15 protein-coding genes are annotated in these 15,277 nt (G+C 71.7%); 8 read left to right on the top strand and 7 right to left on the bottom strand.

Going from position 1 to position 15,277, the window contains the following annotated elements:
- Positions 1-20: 20 nt before the first annotated feature.
- From ACNI65_RS05140 to ACNI65_RS05110, 7 genes are all read left to right on the top strand, one after another.
- Positions 21-1,289 carry an efflux RND transporter periplasmic adaptor subunit gene (locus ACNI65_RS05140; protein WP_416761574.1) on the top strand — a complete coding sequence of 423 codons (1,269 nt, stop codon included), beginning with the start codon at positions 21-23 and terminating at the stop codon, positions 1,287-1,289.
- A gap of 88 nt (positions 1,290-1,377) precedes the next feature.
- Positions 1,378-2,094 (top strand): ABC transporter ATP-binding protein, encoded by a 717-nt coding sequence (locus tag ACNI65_RS05135; RefSeq protein WP_416761572.1) that lies wholly within the window; start codon positions 1,378-1,380, stop codon positions 2,092-2,094.
- A gap of 8 nt (positions 2,095-2,102) precedes the next feature.
- On the top strand, positions 2,103-3,491 hold the full coding sequence (locus tag ACNI65_RS05130) for a TolC family outer membrane protein (RefSeq protein ID WP_416761571.1): 1,389 nt from the start codon (positions 2,103-2,105) through the stop codon (positions 3,489-3,491).
- A gap of 17 nt (positions 3,492-3,508) precedes the next feature.
- A complete protein-coding gene (locus ACNI65_RS05125) occupies positions 3,509-4,822 on the top strand; it encodes an ABC transporter permease (protein WP_416761569.1) in 1,314 nt (437 codons plus the stop codon).
- A 10-nt stretch (positions 4,823-4,832) separates the two neighbouring features.
- Positions 4,833-6,065: an ABC transporter permease gene (locus ACNI65_RS05120; protein ID WP_416761568.1), complete on the top strand. Its 1,233-nt coding sequence runs from the start codon at positions 4,833-4,835 to the stop codon at positions 6,063-6,065.
- Positions 6,066-6,080: 15 nt separating this feature from the next.
- The gene (locus ACNI65_RS05115; protein WP_416761567.1) at positions 6,081-7,421 is read left to right on the top strand and encodes a sigma-54-dependent transcriptional regulator; all 1,341 of its coding nucleotides are present in this window, start codon (positions 6,081-6,083) and stop codon (positions 7,419-7,421) included.
- Positions 7,422-7,467: 46 nt separating this feature from the next.
- Positions 7,468-8,865, top strand: coding sequence for a sensor histidine kinase (locus ACNI65_RS05110; RefSeq protein ID WP_416761566.1), 1,398 nt, complete (start codon positions 7,468-7,470; stop codon positions 8,863-8,865).
- Between the two features lie 51 nt (positions 8,866-8,916).
- Here the strand turns inward: ACNI65_RS05110 and ACNI65_RS05105 are convergent, their stop codons facing one another.
- Positions 8,917-9,162: a DUF3297 family protein gene (locus ACNI65_RS05105; protein ID WP_416761564.1), complete on the bottom strand. Its 246-nt coding sequence runs from the start codon at positions 9,160-9,162 to the stop codon at positions 8,917-8,919.
- 69 nt (positions 9,163-9,231) lie between these two features.
- Here ACNI65_RS05105 and ACNI65_RS05100 point away from each other — a divergent pair, with 69 nt between their 5' ends.
- Positions 9,232-9,807, top strand: coding sequence for a DinB family protein (locus ACNI65_RS05100; RefSeq protein WP_416761563.1), 576 nt, complete (start codon positions 9,232-9,234; stop codon positions 9,805-9,807).
- Positions 9,808-9,842: 35 nt separating this feature from the next.
- On the opposite strand, the gene ACNI65_RS05095 is transcribed toward ACNI65_RS05100, so the two are convergent.
- The 6 genes from ACNI65_RS05095 to ACNI65_RS05070 form a co-directional block, all read right to left on the bottom strand.
- A complete protein-coding gene (locus ACNI65_RS05095; protein ID WP_416761562.1) occupies positions 9,843-10,091 on the bottom strand; it encodes a hypothetical protein in 249 nt (82 codons plus the stop codon).
- A 265-nt stretch (positions 10,092-10,356) separates the two neighbouring features.
- Positions 10,357-11,148: an N-acetylmuramoyl-L-alanine amidase gene (locus ACNI65_RS05090; protein ID WP_416761561.1), complete on the bottom strand. Its 792-nt coding sequence runs from the start codon at positions 11,146-11,148 to the stop codon at positions 10,357-10,359.
- A 1-nt stretch (position 11,149) separates the two neighbouring features.
- Entirely contained in the window at positions 11,150-11,371 is a 222-nt protein-coding gene (locus ACNI65_RS05085) for a hypothetical protein (RefSeq protein WP_416761559.1), read from the bottom strand.
- A gap of 142 nt (positions 11,372-11,513) precedes the next feature.
- The gene (locus tag ACNI65_RS05080; protein ID WP_416761557.1) at positions 11,514-11,858 is read right to left on the bottom strand and encodes a translation initiation factor Sui1; all 345 of its coding nucleotides are present in this window, start codon (positions 11,856-11,858) and stop codon (positions 11,514-11,516) included.
- A gap of 10 nt (positions 11,859-11,868) precedes the next feature.
- Positions 11,869-14,202, bottom strand: coding sequence for an alpha/beta fold hydrolase (locus ACNI65_RS05075; protein WP_416761555.1), 2,334 nt, complete (start codon positions 14,200-14,202; stop codon positions 11,869-11,871).
- Positions 14,199-15,236: a tRNA-dihydrouridine synthase gene (locus tag ACNI65_RS05070; protein WP_416761554.1), complete on the bottom strand. Its 1,038-nt coding sequence runs from the start codon at positions 15,234-15,236 to the stop codon at positions 14,199-14,201. The genes ACNI65_RS05075 and ACNI65_RS05070 overlap by 4 nt, the downstream gene beginning before the upstream one ends.
- Between the last annotated feature and the right edge of the window lie 41 nt (positions 15,237-15,277).

Raw genomic sequence — 15,277 nt, 5'->3', positions numbered from 1 at the left:
GACCACCCTCGGACACCTTCATGATTCGCGACACCTCCGGACAGGACGTTCCCCTCGCCCGCCCCCAGGGCCGCCGCCGCCTGTGGCTGGCGCTGGCCGGCGCCGGGCTGCTGATCGCCGCGTTCGCCGCCGCGCCGGCGGTCAAGCGCGCGATGGGCAGCGCCAGCTCGGTGAGCCTGCAGCGCCTGTCGGTCGCCACCGTGGAGATCGGTCCGCTCGTGCGCGACGTCGCCGGCGAGGGCAAGGTCGTCGCCGCGATGAGCCCCACCGTCTACGCGCTGCACGGCGGCAACCTCGTGCTCAAGGTCAAGGCCGGCGACAAGGTCGTCAAGGGCCAGCTGCTGGGCGTCATCGACAGCCCCGACCTGCGCGCCAAGCTCGCGCAGGAGCAGAGCAACGCCGACGCGCTGCGCACCGAGGCGCTGCGCGCGGAGGTGGACGGCCGCGAGCAGCGCGCCGCGCTGCGCTCGACCTACGAGAACGCGGCCATCGACCTGCAGACCGCCCGCAACGACCTGGACCGCCAGACCAAGGCTTACGAGGCCGGCGCCGTGGCCGGCATGCAAGTCGAGAAGGCCCGCGACGCGATGGAGAAGGCCCGCATCACCGCCGCCCACGCGCAATCGGGCCTCGGTCTGAAGGACGACAGCCTGAAGTTCGAGCTCCAGTCCAAGCAGCAGGCGCTGCAACGCCAGCAGCTGCTGGTCAAGGACCTGGAGCGCCAAGTCGCCGAGCTCGAGCTGCGCTCGCCGGTGGATGGCCAGGTCGGTCAGCTGCTCGTGGCCGAACGCGCCAACGTCGCCGCGGGCACCGGGCTGCTGACGGTCGTGGACCTGAGCGCGCTGGAAGTGCAGATGCAGGTGCCCGAGAGCTTTGCCCGCGACCTCGCCATCGGCATGCCCGGCGAGATCGCCGGCAACGGCCGCCAGTGGAAGGGCTTGGTCAGCAGCGTGTCGCCGGAGGTCGTCAACAACGAGGTCGCCGCGCGCATCCGCTTCGACGGCGCCACGCCCGACCAGCTGCGCCAGAACCAGCGCCTGTCGGTGCGCGTGCTGCTGGACCGCCGCGAGAAGGTGCTCACCGTCGCGCGCGGCAGCTTCGTCGAGGACGGCGGCGGTCGATTCGCCTACGTCGTGCAGGACGGCCAGGCCGTCAAGCGCCCGATCCGGCTGGGCGCGCAGAGCCTGTCCAAGGTCGAGGTGCTCGAGGGCCTCAAGCCTGGCGAGCAGGTCGTCGTCTCCGGCGCGCAGGCCTTCGAGGGCGCCGAGCGCGCCACGATCAGCCCGTGAACGAACCATCGCACCTGATCACCGCTGATCGCTCCCTCCGTCTTCCCACCGATTCACCAAAACCCATTCACCGCCCGCGAGGAACCTCATGCTGAAGATGCAATCGCTGTCCAAGGTCTACCGCACCGAGATGATCGAGACCTATGCCCTGCGCGACTTCAACCTGGACGTGCGCGAAGGCGAGTTCGTCGCCGTCACCGGCCCGTCGGGCTCGGGCAAGACGACCTTCCTGACCATCGCCGGCCTGCTGGAAGCCTTCAGCGGCGGCCGCTACGAGCTCGATGGCGTGGACGTCAGCCGCATGGACGACACGCAACGCTCGCGCATGCGCAACGAGAAGATCGGCTTCATCTTCCAGGCGTTCAACCTGATCCCCGACCTGAACGTGCTGGACAACATCGAGGTCCCGCTGCGTTATCGCGGCATGAAGGCCGCCGAGCGCCAGCAGCGCGCTCGCGACGCGCTGGCCCGCGTCGGGCTGTCCGCGCGCGAGCGCCACTACCCGGCGGAGCTCTCCGGCGGGCAGCAGCAGCGCGTGGCGATCGCCCGCGCGCTGGCCGGCTCGCCGCGCCTGCTGCTGGCCGATGAGCCGACCGGCAACCTCGACAGCGCGATGGCGCGCAGCGTCATGGACCTGCTCGAGGAGCTGCATCGCGAGGGCGCGACGATCGTGATGGTCACGCACGACCCGCAGCTCGCCGCGCGCGCGCAGCGCAACGTCCACGTGATCGACGGTCAGGTCGTGGACATCGCCACCGAGCTGCACCTGGACCCGGCGCTGATGCGCCAGGGCGTGGTGGCCTGACCATGCCGATGCCAATGCTCATGCACCTGCGCATGCGCCTGCCTGTCCCTTCCCGCCTGGCGGCGATCGCGGTCGCCGCGCTGTGCGCGGGCTGCTGCCTGCCCGCCGCGGCCGAGGACCTGCTGGAGATCTACAGCCAGGCCCGCGCCGCCGACCCGGTGCTGGCCGGCGCGCGCGCGATCCGCGGCGAGCAGCAGGAGCTGGCCGTGCAGGCCCGCGCGCCGCTGCTGCCGCAGTGGTCGGCGCAGCTCAGCGCCCAGCATTACTCCGCCGACAGCACGCGCCAGAACGCGCTCACGCACAGCCTCAGCCAGGTGCTGGTGGACCTGAGCCGGCTGCGCGGCTGGGACGCCGCCCGTGCGCAGGCCAGCGCCGAGGACGCCCGCGTGCGCGCCGCCGAGGCCGATCTGTGCGCCCGCGTGGCGCGGGCCTACTTCGGCGTGCTCACCGCGCAGGCAACGCTCGCCACCGCGCAGGCCATCGAGGACGTCTACGGCCAGCAGGTCGCGCAGGCGCGCTCGCGCTTCGAAGCCAAGCTGTCGGCCTCGCTGGACGTCGAGCAGGCCCGCGCGTACTTCGAGCTGGCGCGCGGCAACACCGCGCAGGCCGTCGAATCGCTGCTGGACGCGCGCCAGGCGCTGGCGCAGCTCACCGGCCGCATGCCGGGCGAGCTCGCCCCGCTCACGCCCGAGCTCGCGATGCTGATGCCCGACCCGGCCGATCCCGAGGCCTGGGTGACGCAGGCCCTGCGCGACAACCCGTCGCTGCAGGCCGCCGCGCTCGCGGTCACCGCGGGCGACCAGCGCGTGGCCGCCGCGCGCGCCGCGCACCTGCCCACGCTGAGCGCGGGCGTGGACGGCCAGCGGCTGTCGGGCACCGCGGTCGCGCCGAGCGACGCGGGCCGCTACACGACGACGGTCGGCCTGAAGCTGACCATCCCGCTGTTCGCCGGCGGCGCGATCGAATCGCAGAAGCGCCAGGCGATCTACCAGCGCGAGCAGCTGCGCGACGAGCTCGAAGGCGCGCGCCGCGCGATGACGCGCGAGACGCAGGGCCAGTATCAGGCGGTGCTGTCCTCGCTGAACCAGATGCGCACCGCGGGCGCCGCGGTCGCGGCCGCGGAGAAGGCGCTCGCGTCCACGCGCAGCGGCATGGACCTGGGCCTGCGCACGATGACCGACCTGCTGCTGGCGATCCAGACGCAGAGCAACGCGCGCAATGCCTGGGAACAGGCCCGCCACCGCTACGTGCTGTCCAAGCTGCTGCTGCAGCAGGCGGCCGGCGCGCTGGGCGAGCCCGAGCTCGCCTCGGTGAACACGCTGCTCGCGGCGGCGCCGCAGAGTCCGACGCCGACGCCGACCTCGAATCCGAATCCCATCCCGTCCACGGGCCGCTGAGCCGAGAGAGGACCCCGATGCTGACCTACTACCTCGAACTGGCGCTGCGCGCGTTCCGCAGCCACCGCGGGCTGACCGCGCTGATGCTGCTGTCCATCGCGATGGGCGTGGCCGCCTGCATGACGACGCTGACGGTGTTCCACGTCATGTCCGGCGACCCGATCCCGCACAAGAGCGCGCGGCTGTTCAACGTGCAGCTGGACGCCGAGTCCAAGCGCGACTGGAAACCCGGCGACGAGCCCGAGCTGCAGCTCACGCGTTTCGACGCCGAGCAGTTGCTGCGCGCCAAGCGCGCGGTGAAGCAGGTGATCATGACCGGCTCGTTCATCGCGGTCGATCCGGCCGGCTCCGGCGACGCGGCGCAACCGCCCTTCTTCACCAGCGGCCGCTGGGCCACGTCGGACTTCTTCGATCTGTTCGAAGCCCCGTTCCGCTACGGCAACGGCTGGTCCGCCGCCGACGACACGGCCGAGGCCCGCGTGGTGGTGATCTCCGCCGAGCTCAACGACAAGCTCTTCGGCGGCCAGGACAGCCGCGGCAAGACGGTGCGGCTGCGCGACAAGGACTTCACCGTGATCGGCGTGCTCAAGCCGTGGCGGCCCGCGCCGCACTACTTCGACCTGACGCTGGGCGCCTACGCCAAGCCGGCCGACGTCTACATGCCGCTGGCCACCTCGCTGGCCCTGCGCTTCGGCGCGGCGGGCAACATGAACTGCTGGGGCCGCTCGGACGGCGTGGATCCTCGCTCGGCCAATGCGCCCTGCGCCTGGCTGCAGTACTGGGTGCAGCTCGACACGCCGCAGCAGGTCGCCGACTACCGGACCTACCTGACGCAGTACTCCGACCAGCAGCGCGAGGCCGGCCGCTTCGAGCGCCCGGCCAATCCCAAGCTGCGTCCGGTGATGGAGTGGCTGAGCCTGCGCAAGGTCGTGCCCGGCGACATCAAGCTGCAGGTGTGGCTGGCCTTCGGTTTCCTGGTCGTGTGCCTGACCAACACCGTGGGGCTGCTGCTGGCCAAGTGCCTGCGGCGCAGCGGCGAGATCGGCGTGCGGCGCGCGCTGGGCGCGCCGCGCAAGCAGATCTTCCTGCAGTTCCTCGTGGAGGCCGGCACGCTGGGCATCGTCGGCGGGCTGCTGGGCCTGGTGCTGACCTGGGGCGGCTTGTGGGTGGTGCGGCAGAACCCCGCCGACTACGCGCAACTGGCGCAGCTCGACTGGCAGATGCTCGCCACGACGCTGGGCGTGTCGCTGGCCGCGAGCGTGCTCGCCGGGCTGCTGCCCGCGTGGCGCGCCTGCCAGATCACGCCGGCCATCCAGCTCAAGACGCAATGAGGAGACCCTGATGGACATCCTGCCTATCCTCTCGACGCTCAAGCGTCACAAGACCGCTGCCGGGCTCATCGTGCTGCAGGTGGCGCTGACCTGCGCGATCGTGTGCAACGCGCTGTTCCTGATCTTCCAGCGCGTGGAGCGCATCAACGCCGTGACCGGCATCGCGGAGAAGGAACTCGTGACGCTGTCGCTGTCGAGCATGGCGCGCGTGGAGAACCCCGAGCCGCAGACCCAGGCTGACCTGGCCGCGCTGCGCCAGGTGCCGGGCGTGGTCTCGGTGGCGCTGACCAACCAGTTCGCCTACGGCCGCAACTCCAACAACTCGGGCGTGCGCCTGACCCCGGACAGCACGCAGTCCAGCCGCGTCGTGGCCGGGCATTACACGACCGGTCCCGGCTTCATCGCCACGATGGGGCTGACGCTGGTGGAGGGCCGCGACTTCGAGGCCAACGAGTTCGTCGCCGGCTCCACGCTGGACAACAACGCCGACCCGCGCGTGCCCTCGGTGATCATCAACAAGGTGATGGCCGACCGGCTGTGGCCGGGCCAGTCCGCCGTGGGCAAGGCGATCTACGTGTACGGCGACCAGCCGCAGCGCGTGGTCGGCGTGGTGCGCGACCTGCCCTCGCCCAACCCGGGCTCGCAGGACGAGAACGCGCTCAACACGATGATGTTCCCGGTGCAGCCGAGCTTCCGCGGCGGCAACTTCATGATCCGCGTCGCGCCGGGCGCCGATCCCGAGGCGGTGCTCAAGGCCTCGGCGGCCAAGCTGCTGGCCAACAGCCCGGGCCTGCGCCGCGTGATCCGCGACCAGGACACGATCGTCAAGCTGCGCGCCGCGTATTACCGCCAGGACGGCTCGATGGTGATGCTGCTGGCGGGCGTGTGCGTGGGGCTGCTCGTCGTGACGGCCTTCGGCATCGTGGGCCTGGCCAGCTTCTGGGTGCAGCAGCGCACGCGGATGATCGGCACGCGGCGCGCGCTGGGCGCCACGCGCGGCCAGATCCTGCGCTACTTCCAGACCGAGAACCTGTTGCTCACCTCCGCCGGCATCGTGCTGGGCATGGTCGGCGCGTACGGCATCAGCCTGCTGCTGATGTCGCATTACGAGCTGCCCCGGCTGCCGCTGCTCTACCTGCCCGTGGGCGCGCTCGCGCTGTGGGCGCTGGGCCAGATCGCGGTGCTGGCGCCCGCGCGTCGCGCCGCGGCGCTGCCGCCGGTGGCCGCGCTGCGAGGGGGTTGATATGCTGCGCCACCCATGAGAACGGTCCTGATCATCGATGACCACGCCGGTGTCGGCGAGGCGCTGTCCCTGCTGCTGTCGCTGCACGACATCGAGCCGCTGTACGCCGCCTCGCCCGAGGAGGGCCTGACGCTGCTGGCCGCGCGGCGCGTGGACCTGGTGATCCAGGACATGAACTTCAGCGCCGACACGACCTCCGGCGAGGAAGGCCGCGCGCTGTTCCACCGCCTGCGCGAGCGCCACCCCGATCTGCCCATCATCCTGCTGACCGCCTGGACCCAGCTGGAACAGGCGGTGGCGCTGGTCAAGGCGGGCGCGGCGGACTACCTGGCCAAGCCCTGGGACGACGCCAAGCTGCTCGCGACGGTGGAGAACCTGCTGGAGCTCGCCGAGAACGGCCGCGCGCTGCGCGAGAGCCGCCACGAGCAGCGCGAGCGCCGCGAGGCGCTGCGCCGCCGGTACCGGCTCGACGGGCTGGTCTTCGAGTCGCCGGCGCTGCTGCGCTGCCTGGAGCTGGCATGCCAGGTCGCGCGCTCGGCGGCGCCGGTGCTGGTCACCGGGCCCAACGGCAGCGGCAAGGAACGCGTCGCGGCGATCGTGCATGCGAATTCCTCGGTCGCCGACGGCCCCTTCGTCGCGGTGAACTGCGGCGCGCTGCCCGGCGACCTGATCGAGGCCGAGCTCTTCGGCGCGGACAGCGGCGCCTTCACCGGCGCGGCGCGCGCCCGCGAGGGCCGCTTCGAGACCGCCGATGGCGGCACGCTGTTCCTGGACGAGATCGGCAACCTGCCGCTGGCCGGTCAGGTCAAGCTGCTGCGCGTGCTGGAGACGGGCCGCTTCGAGCGGCTGGGCTCGAGCCGCACGCGCCAGACCACGGTGCGGGTGATCTCGGCGACCAACGCGGACCTGCGCGCGATGGTGCGCGCGGGCAGCTTCCGCGAGGACTTGTACTACCGGCTCAACGTGATCGAGGTCGCGTTGCCGGGACTGGCCGAGCGCGCGCAGGACATCCTGCCGCTGGCCGAGTTCTTCCTGGCGGGCCGGGCCGCGTTGAGCGACGGCGCGCGCGAGGCGCTGCTGGCGCATGCGTGGCCGGGCAACGTGCGTGAGCTCAAGAACGCGATCGAGCGCGCGGCGCTGCTCGCGCCCGGGCGCGTGATCGGCGAGGCCGACCTGGCGCTGCCGGCCGCCGAGGCGCAGGCCTCGCGCAACCTGGACGAGCCCAGCCGCGACGCGGTCGTCGCGGCGCTGGCCTCGGCATCGGGCGTGGTGAGCCGCGCAGCGCAGTCGCTGGGCCTGTCGCGGCAGGCGCTGTACCGGCGCATGGAGCGCTACGGGCTGAGCGCCGATGCATGACGCCGATGAATGACGCCGATGCGCGACGCGCCGCCACCTGCTGCTGATGCCTGAAGCTTCACCGCCCCAGGCCCCGAGGCACGCGCCTCGGCATCGCTCGCTGCACCTGCGCCTGGCGCTGTGCCTCGTGGCGGCGGCCGTGGCGGCGATCTCCATCCACATGACGCTGACGCTGTGGCCGGTGCCGCAGCTGATGGCGTCGCTGGGCCACGAGGCCCTGGCGCCGTGGAGCGGCGCGGCGCTCGCGTTGACGGGGCTGCTGATCCTGCCCATCGCCTGGGGATTGGCGAGCCTGCTGTTGATGCCGCTCACGCGGCTGCTGCGGGCGCTGGAGAGCACCGTGCTGAGCTACCGCGACGGCGAGTTCGGCAGCGCGATCGCGGCCGATCCGCCGGGTGGGCTGACGGAGCTCGCCAGCCTGATGCGGCTGCACAGCGAGCTGGGCCAGGCGCTGCGCGAGCAGCGCCGGCACCTGGCGCAGCGCGAGCTGTTGCTGGACACGGTCGTGCAGAACACGCCGGTGGCGCTGGTGCTGACCGACGCGCAGGAGCGCATCGCCTACGCCAACATCGCCGCGCGGCAGTTGCTGGACCAGGGCCGCAGCCTCGCGGGGCGCGCGCTGGACGAGGTGCTGGCCGAGTCCTCCCAGGACATGCGCGAGGCGATCCTGGGCGCGCAGGACGGGCTGTTCAGCGTGACGCTGGAGGGCCAGGAGGAGCGCTTCCACCTGTCGATGCGCGACTTCCGGCTGCAGGGTCAGCCACATCGGCTGCGGCTGCTGCGGCGCATGACACGTGAGCTGTCGCGTCAGGAGGTCGCGAGCTGGAAGCGCGTGATCCGCGTGATCAGCCATGAGCTCAACAACTCGCTGGCGCCGATCTCGTCGCTGGCGCACAGCGGCGCGGAGCTGTCGCGGCGGGGTCAGCACGAGCGCGTGCCGGGCGTGTTCGCGAGCATCGGCGACCGCGCGCGCCACCTGCATCAGTTCCTGTCGGGGTATGCGAGCTTCGCCAAGCTGCCCGCGCCGGTGCTGGCAGCGGTCGAGTGGGCGCCCTTCGTGGAGTCGCTCGGCGCGCATTACCCGCTGGTGATCGCGGGCGAGCTGCCGGCGGTGCCGGGGCGTTTCGACGCGGCGCAGATGGCGCAGGCGCTGATCAACCTGCTGAAGAACGCGCACGAGTCCGGCAGCGCGCCCGAGGGCGTGAGCTTGACGGTGAGCGCCGCGCGCGAGGACTGGCGCATCGAGATCGGGGATCGCGGTCCCGGCATGACCGAGACGCAGCTGTCGCAGGCGCTGCTGCCGTTCTATTCGACCAAGCGCAGCGGGAGCGGGCTGGGGCTGGCGCTGGCGCGCGAGATCGCCGAGGCGCACGGTGGCCGCATCGCGATGGGCAATCGCGAGGGCGGCGGCCTGTGGGTGGCGATCAGCTGGCCGCGGAGTTGAGCGCGGCGCTGATGGCGGGGTCGGCCGCGGCGCGTGCCACGGCCGTGAGGATCACTTGTAGAAGGCCTCGACCTTGCCCTTGAGCTTGATCATCAGGGGCTGACCCTTGCGGTCGAGCGTGCGGCCGGCGGGGACCTTGACCCAGCCTTCGGAGATGCAGTATTCCTCGACGTCGCGGCGTTCCTTGCCGTTGAAGAGGATGCCGATGTCGTGCTCGAAGATGGCGGCGACGTGATGGGGGCTGCGCGGATCGACGGACAGGTGATCGGGCAGTTCGGGACGGTTGGTGTCGCTCATGGCGGGGTCATGCGTGGTGATTCGAAAACGCGGCATTGTCCCAAAGTCCGGCGCCCTACCATCGCACGCATGACAGCCATCGCCAATTCCCCGGTGTCGACCGTGTCCTCATCGTCCGACTCAGCCGCTTCAGCCTCGGCGATCGATGCGGTCACGCTGGCCGCGCTGGCGGCCTTCCCCGATCAGCTCGCGGCGCACTTCGCGCTGTTCCCCGTCGAGGCCCGGCACTGGGCGCCCGCGTCCTGGGCCGGCGTGCCCAGCGAGCCGCTGACCGCGCTCGAGCAGCTGTGCCATTGCCGGGACATCGAGATCGACGGTTATCAGCAGCGCATCCGCCGCACGCTGGCGGAGGACGACCCGCTGCTGCCCTCGCTGGACACGGACGCACTGGTGCGCGAGCGCCGGTATGGCGAGGACGACCCGGCCGCGGCGCTGGCCGCGTTCGCGCGGGCGCGCCGCGAGACGCTGGCGATGCTGGCGGCGATCACGCCGGAGCAGCTGACGCGCCGGGCGCGGTTCGAGGGCTATGGGCCGCTGAGCTTCAAGTCGCTGATCCATTACCTGTGCAGCCACGACCAGCAGCATCTGGCCGGGCTGCAGTGGGTGCTGGGGCAGTACGAGGCGTCGCGGCTGGAACCGCGTTGAAGTCGCGTTGAAGCCGGGGTGACGCGGCGGAGTCGCTACTCGTCGCAGCGCTGGATGACCGGGGTCGCGTACTCGTGGCCGACGACGGCACGGGCGAAGAGGTAGTTCTCGCGCGCCTGGTCGCTGAGCTGGTCCAGCGCCACGTGGCCGGCCCCGTCGCAGGGGAAGGACAGGCCGCGGCCGGCGTGGAAGAGCGATTCGAAGCGCAGCAGATAGCGGCCGGTGCCGTTGCCCGTGCGGGCGGAGGATTCGCGCTGGAGCGCGCCGAATTGGGAGGGGCTCATGGACGGACTCCGTGGCCCGCGGGGAGTTCGGGCCGGACAAGTCCACCTTAGACCTGCCGCTCCAAGCCCGCCCGTGCATACGTCTCGGAACAGCGGGCAGAAACACTCGGCCCCCTTTAGACGTGTGGAAAGCTCAGCAAGCTCCCCCTCTTACCCCCTCGCCCGCGGAGCGGGAGAGGGCGGGGGTGAGGGCTCTCCGAAGAGCACCCTGCCCCCACACGAGCCCTCACCCCAACCCCTCTCCCGCTTCGCGGGCGAGGGGCCATCAACCCAGCATGGCCCACGTTTTCGGCCCGACGATGCCGTCGGGCACCAGATGCTTGCCAGCCTGCCAAGCCCGCAACTTCGCCTCCGTGATCGGCCCGAACGACCCATCCGCGGGCGCGATCCCCAGCAGCGTCTGCAACGCCCGCACCGCCTCGCCGCGATCCCCACGCCGCAGTGTCGGTCTCGGCACAACGCCCGCGGGCGGCTTTGGCTCCACCGCCGGAATCAACACCGCCGGAGGCGTCGCCGGATCCATCAGCCGCTTCACCCGCTCGCGGAACGCGTCCATGTCGAAATCCGGATCCGGCTTGCGCCCCTTCGGCAGCGCGTACTCCTTGTGCCCGACGCACCAGATCACCTTGCGATCGAGCTTCTTGAGCAACACCGCCACGCCACGCGCCAGCGCATCGAGCTGCACCTCGGGCCAAGGCGAGTCATCGCTCTTGCCGGTGTTCTCGCATTCGATGCCGATGAAGCTGCTGTTGCCCGCGCTCACGCCCTGCCACTCGCCCGCGCCCGCGTGGTTCGCGCGTCCGGCGGCGATCACGTAGAACGTGCCGTCACGCCCCAACCCGAGCTGCGACAAAGGCCCGCTCAGATCCGGCCGTCCGTCGATGAGCGTGCGCAGGCTGGGCATGTTCCCGCTGCGCGGCCCCGCGGTGTGATGCAGCATCACGCCGAGCACCTCGCCCATCTCGGCCCGCCCGCGATTGGGCCAGCCATCCACTTCCGCGACCTTCAGCCCGGCATCGAGCAGCGTGGTCGGCATCCAGGTCAGCTTGAAGGCCATGTCAGGACCTCCCCGCGATGCCGCCGCGCGCGGCGGGCAGATCCTCATCGGGCGTCAAGTCGACGATGTCGACGTCGCAGCCGTCCAGATGGTCGTCGTGGTCGTGGTCACCAGGCGGTGAGGCGGTGGTCGCCTTGTCCGCCTTGGCGGCCTTGGGCGATGTCGGCGATGTGGGCGATGCAGACGCCTTTCCGGCGCTGGACTTCTTCGACGCTGCGGCCATCGTGCCTCCCGTATGAGCGGCGGCCGCCGGATGCGGCCGTCCCTGCGGGGGCACTCTGGGCGAGCGGCGCGTGCGTCACATCCTCAAGAATGATGAGAACGGCCCGCCGCGCGGCCTCAATCGTGGGGGATGTCCCGGCGGCTCAGCCGCCAGCCTTCTTCGGCGAGTAGCCCGCCGCGGTCAGCCAGGCCATGACCTTGTCCAGGTGATCGCCCTGGATTTCGATCGTGCCGTCCTTGACGGTGCCACCGCTGCCGCACGCGGCCTTGAGCTTCTTGGCCGCGTCGGTCAGCTCCACCGCCGTCATCGGCAGCCCGAGCACCACCGTCACGCCCTTGCCCTTGCGTCCGGCGGTCTCGCGCCGCACGCGCACCTTGCCGTCACCCAGCACCGCGTTCGCGGCCTGCGCCTTGCAGCGGCAGTCCGCCTGCGCCTGACGGCAGGTCGGACACACGCGGCCGCTGTCGGTCGAATAGACGAGTGCCATGTCCGGCTCCTCAGCGCGCCGCTTCGCGAGCGGCATCACGAGCCGCTTCACGCGACAGCGTGCGCGCGAAGAAGGCGTCGATCGTGCGGTACAGATGCAGCTTCGCGCTGCGGCCGGCGATGCCGTGCGCCTTGCCCGGATAGATCATCAGCTCGAAGGGCCGGGCCTCGTTCTGCAGCGCCTCGGTCAGGCGCAGCGAGTGCTCGAACAGCACGTTGTCGTCAGCGGTGCCATGCACGATCAGCAGCGGCTTGGTCAGCAGCTTGGCGCGCGTCACGAGGTTGGCCTGCTGGTAGGCCTCGCTCTGCGCCTGCACCTGCGACGGCACCGGCGTCGTGGCCGGTCCGGTCTGCGGCAGGCCGAGGTAGCGCTCGGTGTAGGCCGTGTCGTAGAGCGTCCAGTCGGTGGGCGGTGCGACCGCCACGGCCGAGGCCAGCGGCGTGTCGGCATCGAGCATCGCGCGCTCGGCCAGGAAGCCGCCGTAGGACCAGCCGAAGAAGCCGATCCGCTTGGCGTCGACGCCCGCGACCTGCTTGGGCAGCTGACGGACCGCGGCGAAGAGGTCCTTGACGTCGACCACGCCGAAGGCGAAGCGATGCGCGCGCGTGAACTCGCGGTCGCGGTTCTGCATGCCGCGCGTGTCCAGCGTGAAGACGCCGTAGCCGCGACGCTGCCAGTAGGCGATCAGCGCGGTGTCGCGGTTCCAGTTCCAGTTGGTCGTCGAGGTGCCGGGGCCGCCGTAAGCCATCGCGATGACCGGATGCGGGCCGGGCTGGCCGTCCAGCGGCGCGAAGTACATCGCGTTGAGCGGCGTGCGGCCGTCCGCCGCGGTGATGTCCACCACGCGGGGCGTCGGCACGATGCGCGCCAGCAGCGCGTCGGGCGCGTCGCCAGGCAAGGCCACCGGCGCGCTGCCCGGCTTGACCGCCTGCAGCGACAGCGCCGGCGGTTCGCCCCAGGCGCCGCGCGTGACCAGCAGCCGCGCGCACTCGCCGTCGCCGCGCGCGTCACGCCATTGGCGGGCCGCGGCGCCGTCCAGCGCGCGGCTCTTGCCATTCAGGTCGATAGCGAACAGCTCGCGCGAGCGGCCGCGATCGCGCGCCGCCGCGTAGACCACGGTCTTGCCGTCGCTGCACACGCGATGCGCGACCGCCTCGGGTTCGTTCGTCAGCGGACGGCGCTCCCCGGAGCGGCGGTCCACCAGCACGAGCTGGCGACGGCCCGAGGACTCGCTCGACCACAGCAGCGCGGGCTGGCCCGACAGCTGCAGGCCGTCGATCTCGAGCAGGTCGTCGTGGACCTCGACCCACGCCGGATCGCGCTCGTCGATGACGGTGCGGCCCGGGCCGGTGCCATTGGCGTATTCGGTCAGCGCCAGCTTGTGCTGATCGCGCGTGAGCGTCTGCAGCCACGGCGTGCCATCCCCGAACCAGCCGGCCCGCGCCACGTATTCAGCGTCCGAGGGCAGCGACAGCGGCGTCATGCGGCCGTCCGCGACGCGAAGCGTCCAGGCGGTGACGCGGGCGTTCTTCTCGCCGGCGCCGGGATAGCGCTGCTGCGTCATCGTCGTGCGGTCCGAGAAGATCTGCGCGCGCGTCTTGACGGGCACCTCGCTCTCATCGACGTTGAGCGCCAGCAGTTGCTGGCCGTCCGGGGACCACCAGTAGCCGCGCTGGCGGCTGAGCTCCTCGGCGGCGATGAACTCGGCGAGGCCCCAGAAGCGCGTCTCGGTGGCGCCCTGCGTCAACGCGCGCGCGGCGCCCTGCCCGTCCAGCGGCTGCACCCACAGCTCGCCGCCCTTGACGTAGGCCACGCGGCTGCCGTCGGGCGAGCAGCTTGGATCCTGCTCGGGCACCTGCTCGTCGCGCGTGAGGCGCTGGGCGCTGGGGCCCTGCTCGGTGAGGCGCACCAGGTACAGATCGCCGGAGAGGGGGAACAGCAGCGCCTTGCCCGACGGGCCGCACCATTGATAACCGGTGATGCCGCCCTGCGAGATCCGCTTGCGCTCCAGCGCCATGCGTTCCGCCTCGGTCAGCTGCTGGCTGCGGCCGCCGAGCACGTCCGCGGCCGACACCAGCTTGCGCGGCGCGCCGCCGGCGGCGGGCTGGGCCCAGAGCTCGAGCTGGTCGCTGTCGGACTCGGACGGGCGCAGGTAGCTGACCCACGCGCCATCGGGCGAGATCTCGGCCTGGCGCACAGTGCGGCCCTGCAGCGGCGGCTCGCCGAAGACGCGCTCGAGCGTCAGCGGCGTCACCGGGGTCACCGGCGTGGCGGCACCGGCCAGCACCGGGGCCAGGGCGGCGCAGAGCGCCAGCAGGCGCGAAGTCAGACGGGAAGCAGTCATGCGGCGATCAGCGAGTCGCTGTCTTGTTGTTCATCGAAATCGGTCTCCGGCGGCGGCGCCTCCGGATCGAGCGGGCGGCCGAACAGCGTCATGGCGAGCACGTCGGGCGCGTTGATCGTGCGCACGCGCTGGTAGGTGTCCTCGGCCTCGGCGTAATGGCGGCGCAGGTAATGCAGCCACTGCTTGAGCCGCCCGGCCTGATGGCGCGTGGCGACGTTGCGGCGCACCTGGGAGAAGAAGCTTTCCATGAGCGGGATCACGCCGGCCCAGGGCAGATCGGCGGGCTCGGTGCCGGCGCCGGTGCCCGCTCGCGCGGCCAACGCGGCGCGCACGGCCAGCGCCAGTCCCGGATCGGCCACCATGCCGCGGCCGAGCATGAGCTTCGTGCAGCCGGACTCGGCCAGGCAGCGCATCGCGTCGTCGACGGTCCAGACCTCGCCGTTGGCGACGACCTCGATGGTGACGGCCTCGCGCACGACGGCGATCTGGTCCCAGAACGCGGGGGGCTTGTAGCCGTCGCGCTTGGTGCGGCCGTGCACGACGAGTTCCGACGCACCGGCGGCCTCGATGGCGCGGGCGCAGTCGAGCATGCGGGCGCGGTCCTCGTTGCCCAGGCGCATCTTGGCCGACACGGGCAGGTGGGCGGGCACGGCGCGGCGCACGGCGGCGACGATCTCGCCGACCAGTTCGGGCTCGTCGAGCAGCACGGCGCCGCCGCGATGGCGATTGACGGTCTTGGCGGGGCAGCCGAAGTTGAGGTCGATGCCTTCGGGGTCAAGCTCGGCCAGGCGGGCGGCGTTCTCGGCGAGGCAGGCCGGATCGGAGCCCAGGAGCTGGGCGCGCACGGGGACACCGGCGGCGGTGCGCCCGCCGTGGAGCAGCTCCGGCACGATGCGCGTGAAGACGCGGCGCGGCAGCAGCCGGTCGGTGACGCGGATGAACTCGGAGACGCAGCGGTCCACGCCGCCGACACGGGTCAGCGTGTCGCGCAGCATGTGGTCCAGCAAGCCCTCCATGGGCGCCAGGAGAATCATCGGAGGCGGGGAAGAATCGCCGCGCTCGTGGCGCCGCGGAT

The organism is Roseateles sp. So40a (assembly GCF_048081605.1).
Classification (GTDB): Bacteria; Pseudomonadota; Gammaproteobacteria; order Burkholderiales; family Burkholderiaceae_C; genus Roseateles.
The sequence above is the reverse complement of the archived record's forward strand: the minus strand, read 5'-3'. Positions and strand labels throughout refer to the sequence as shown.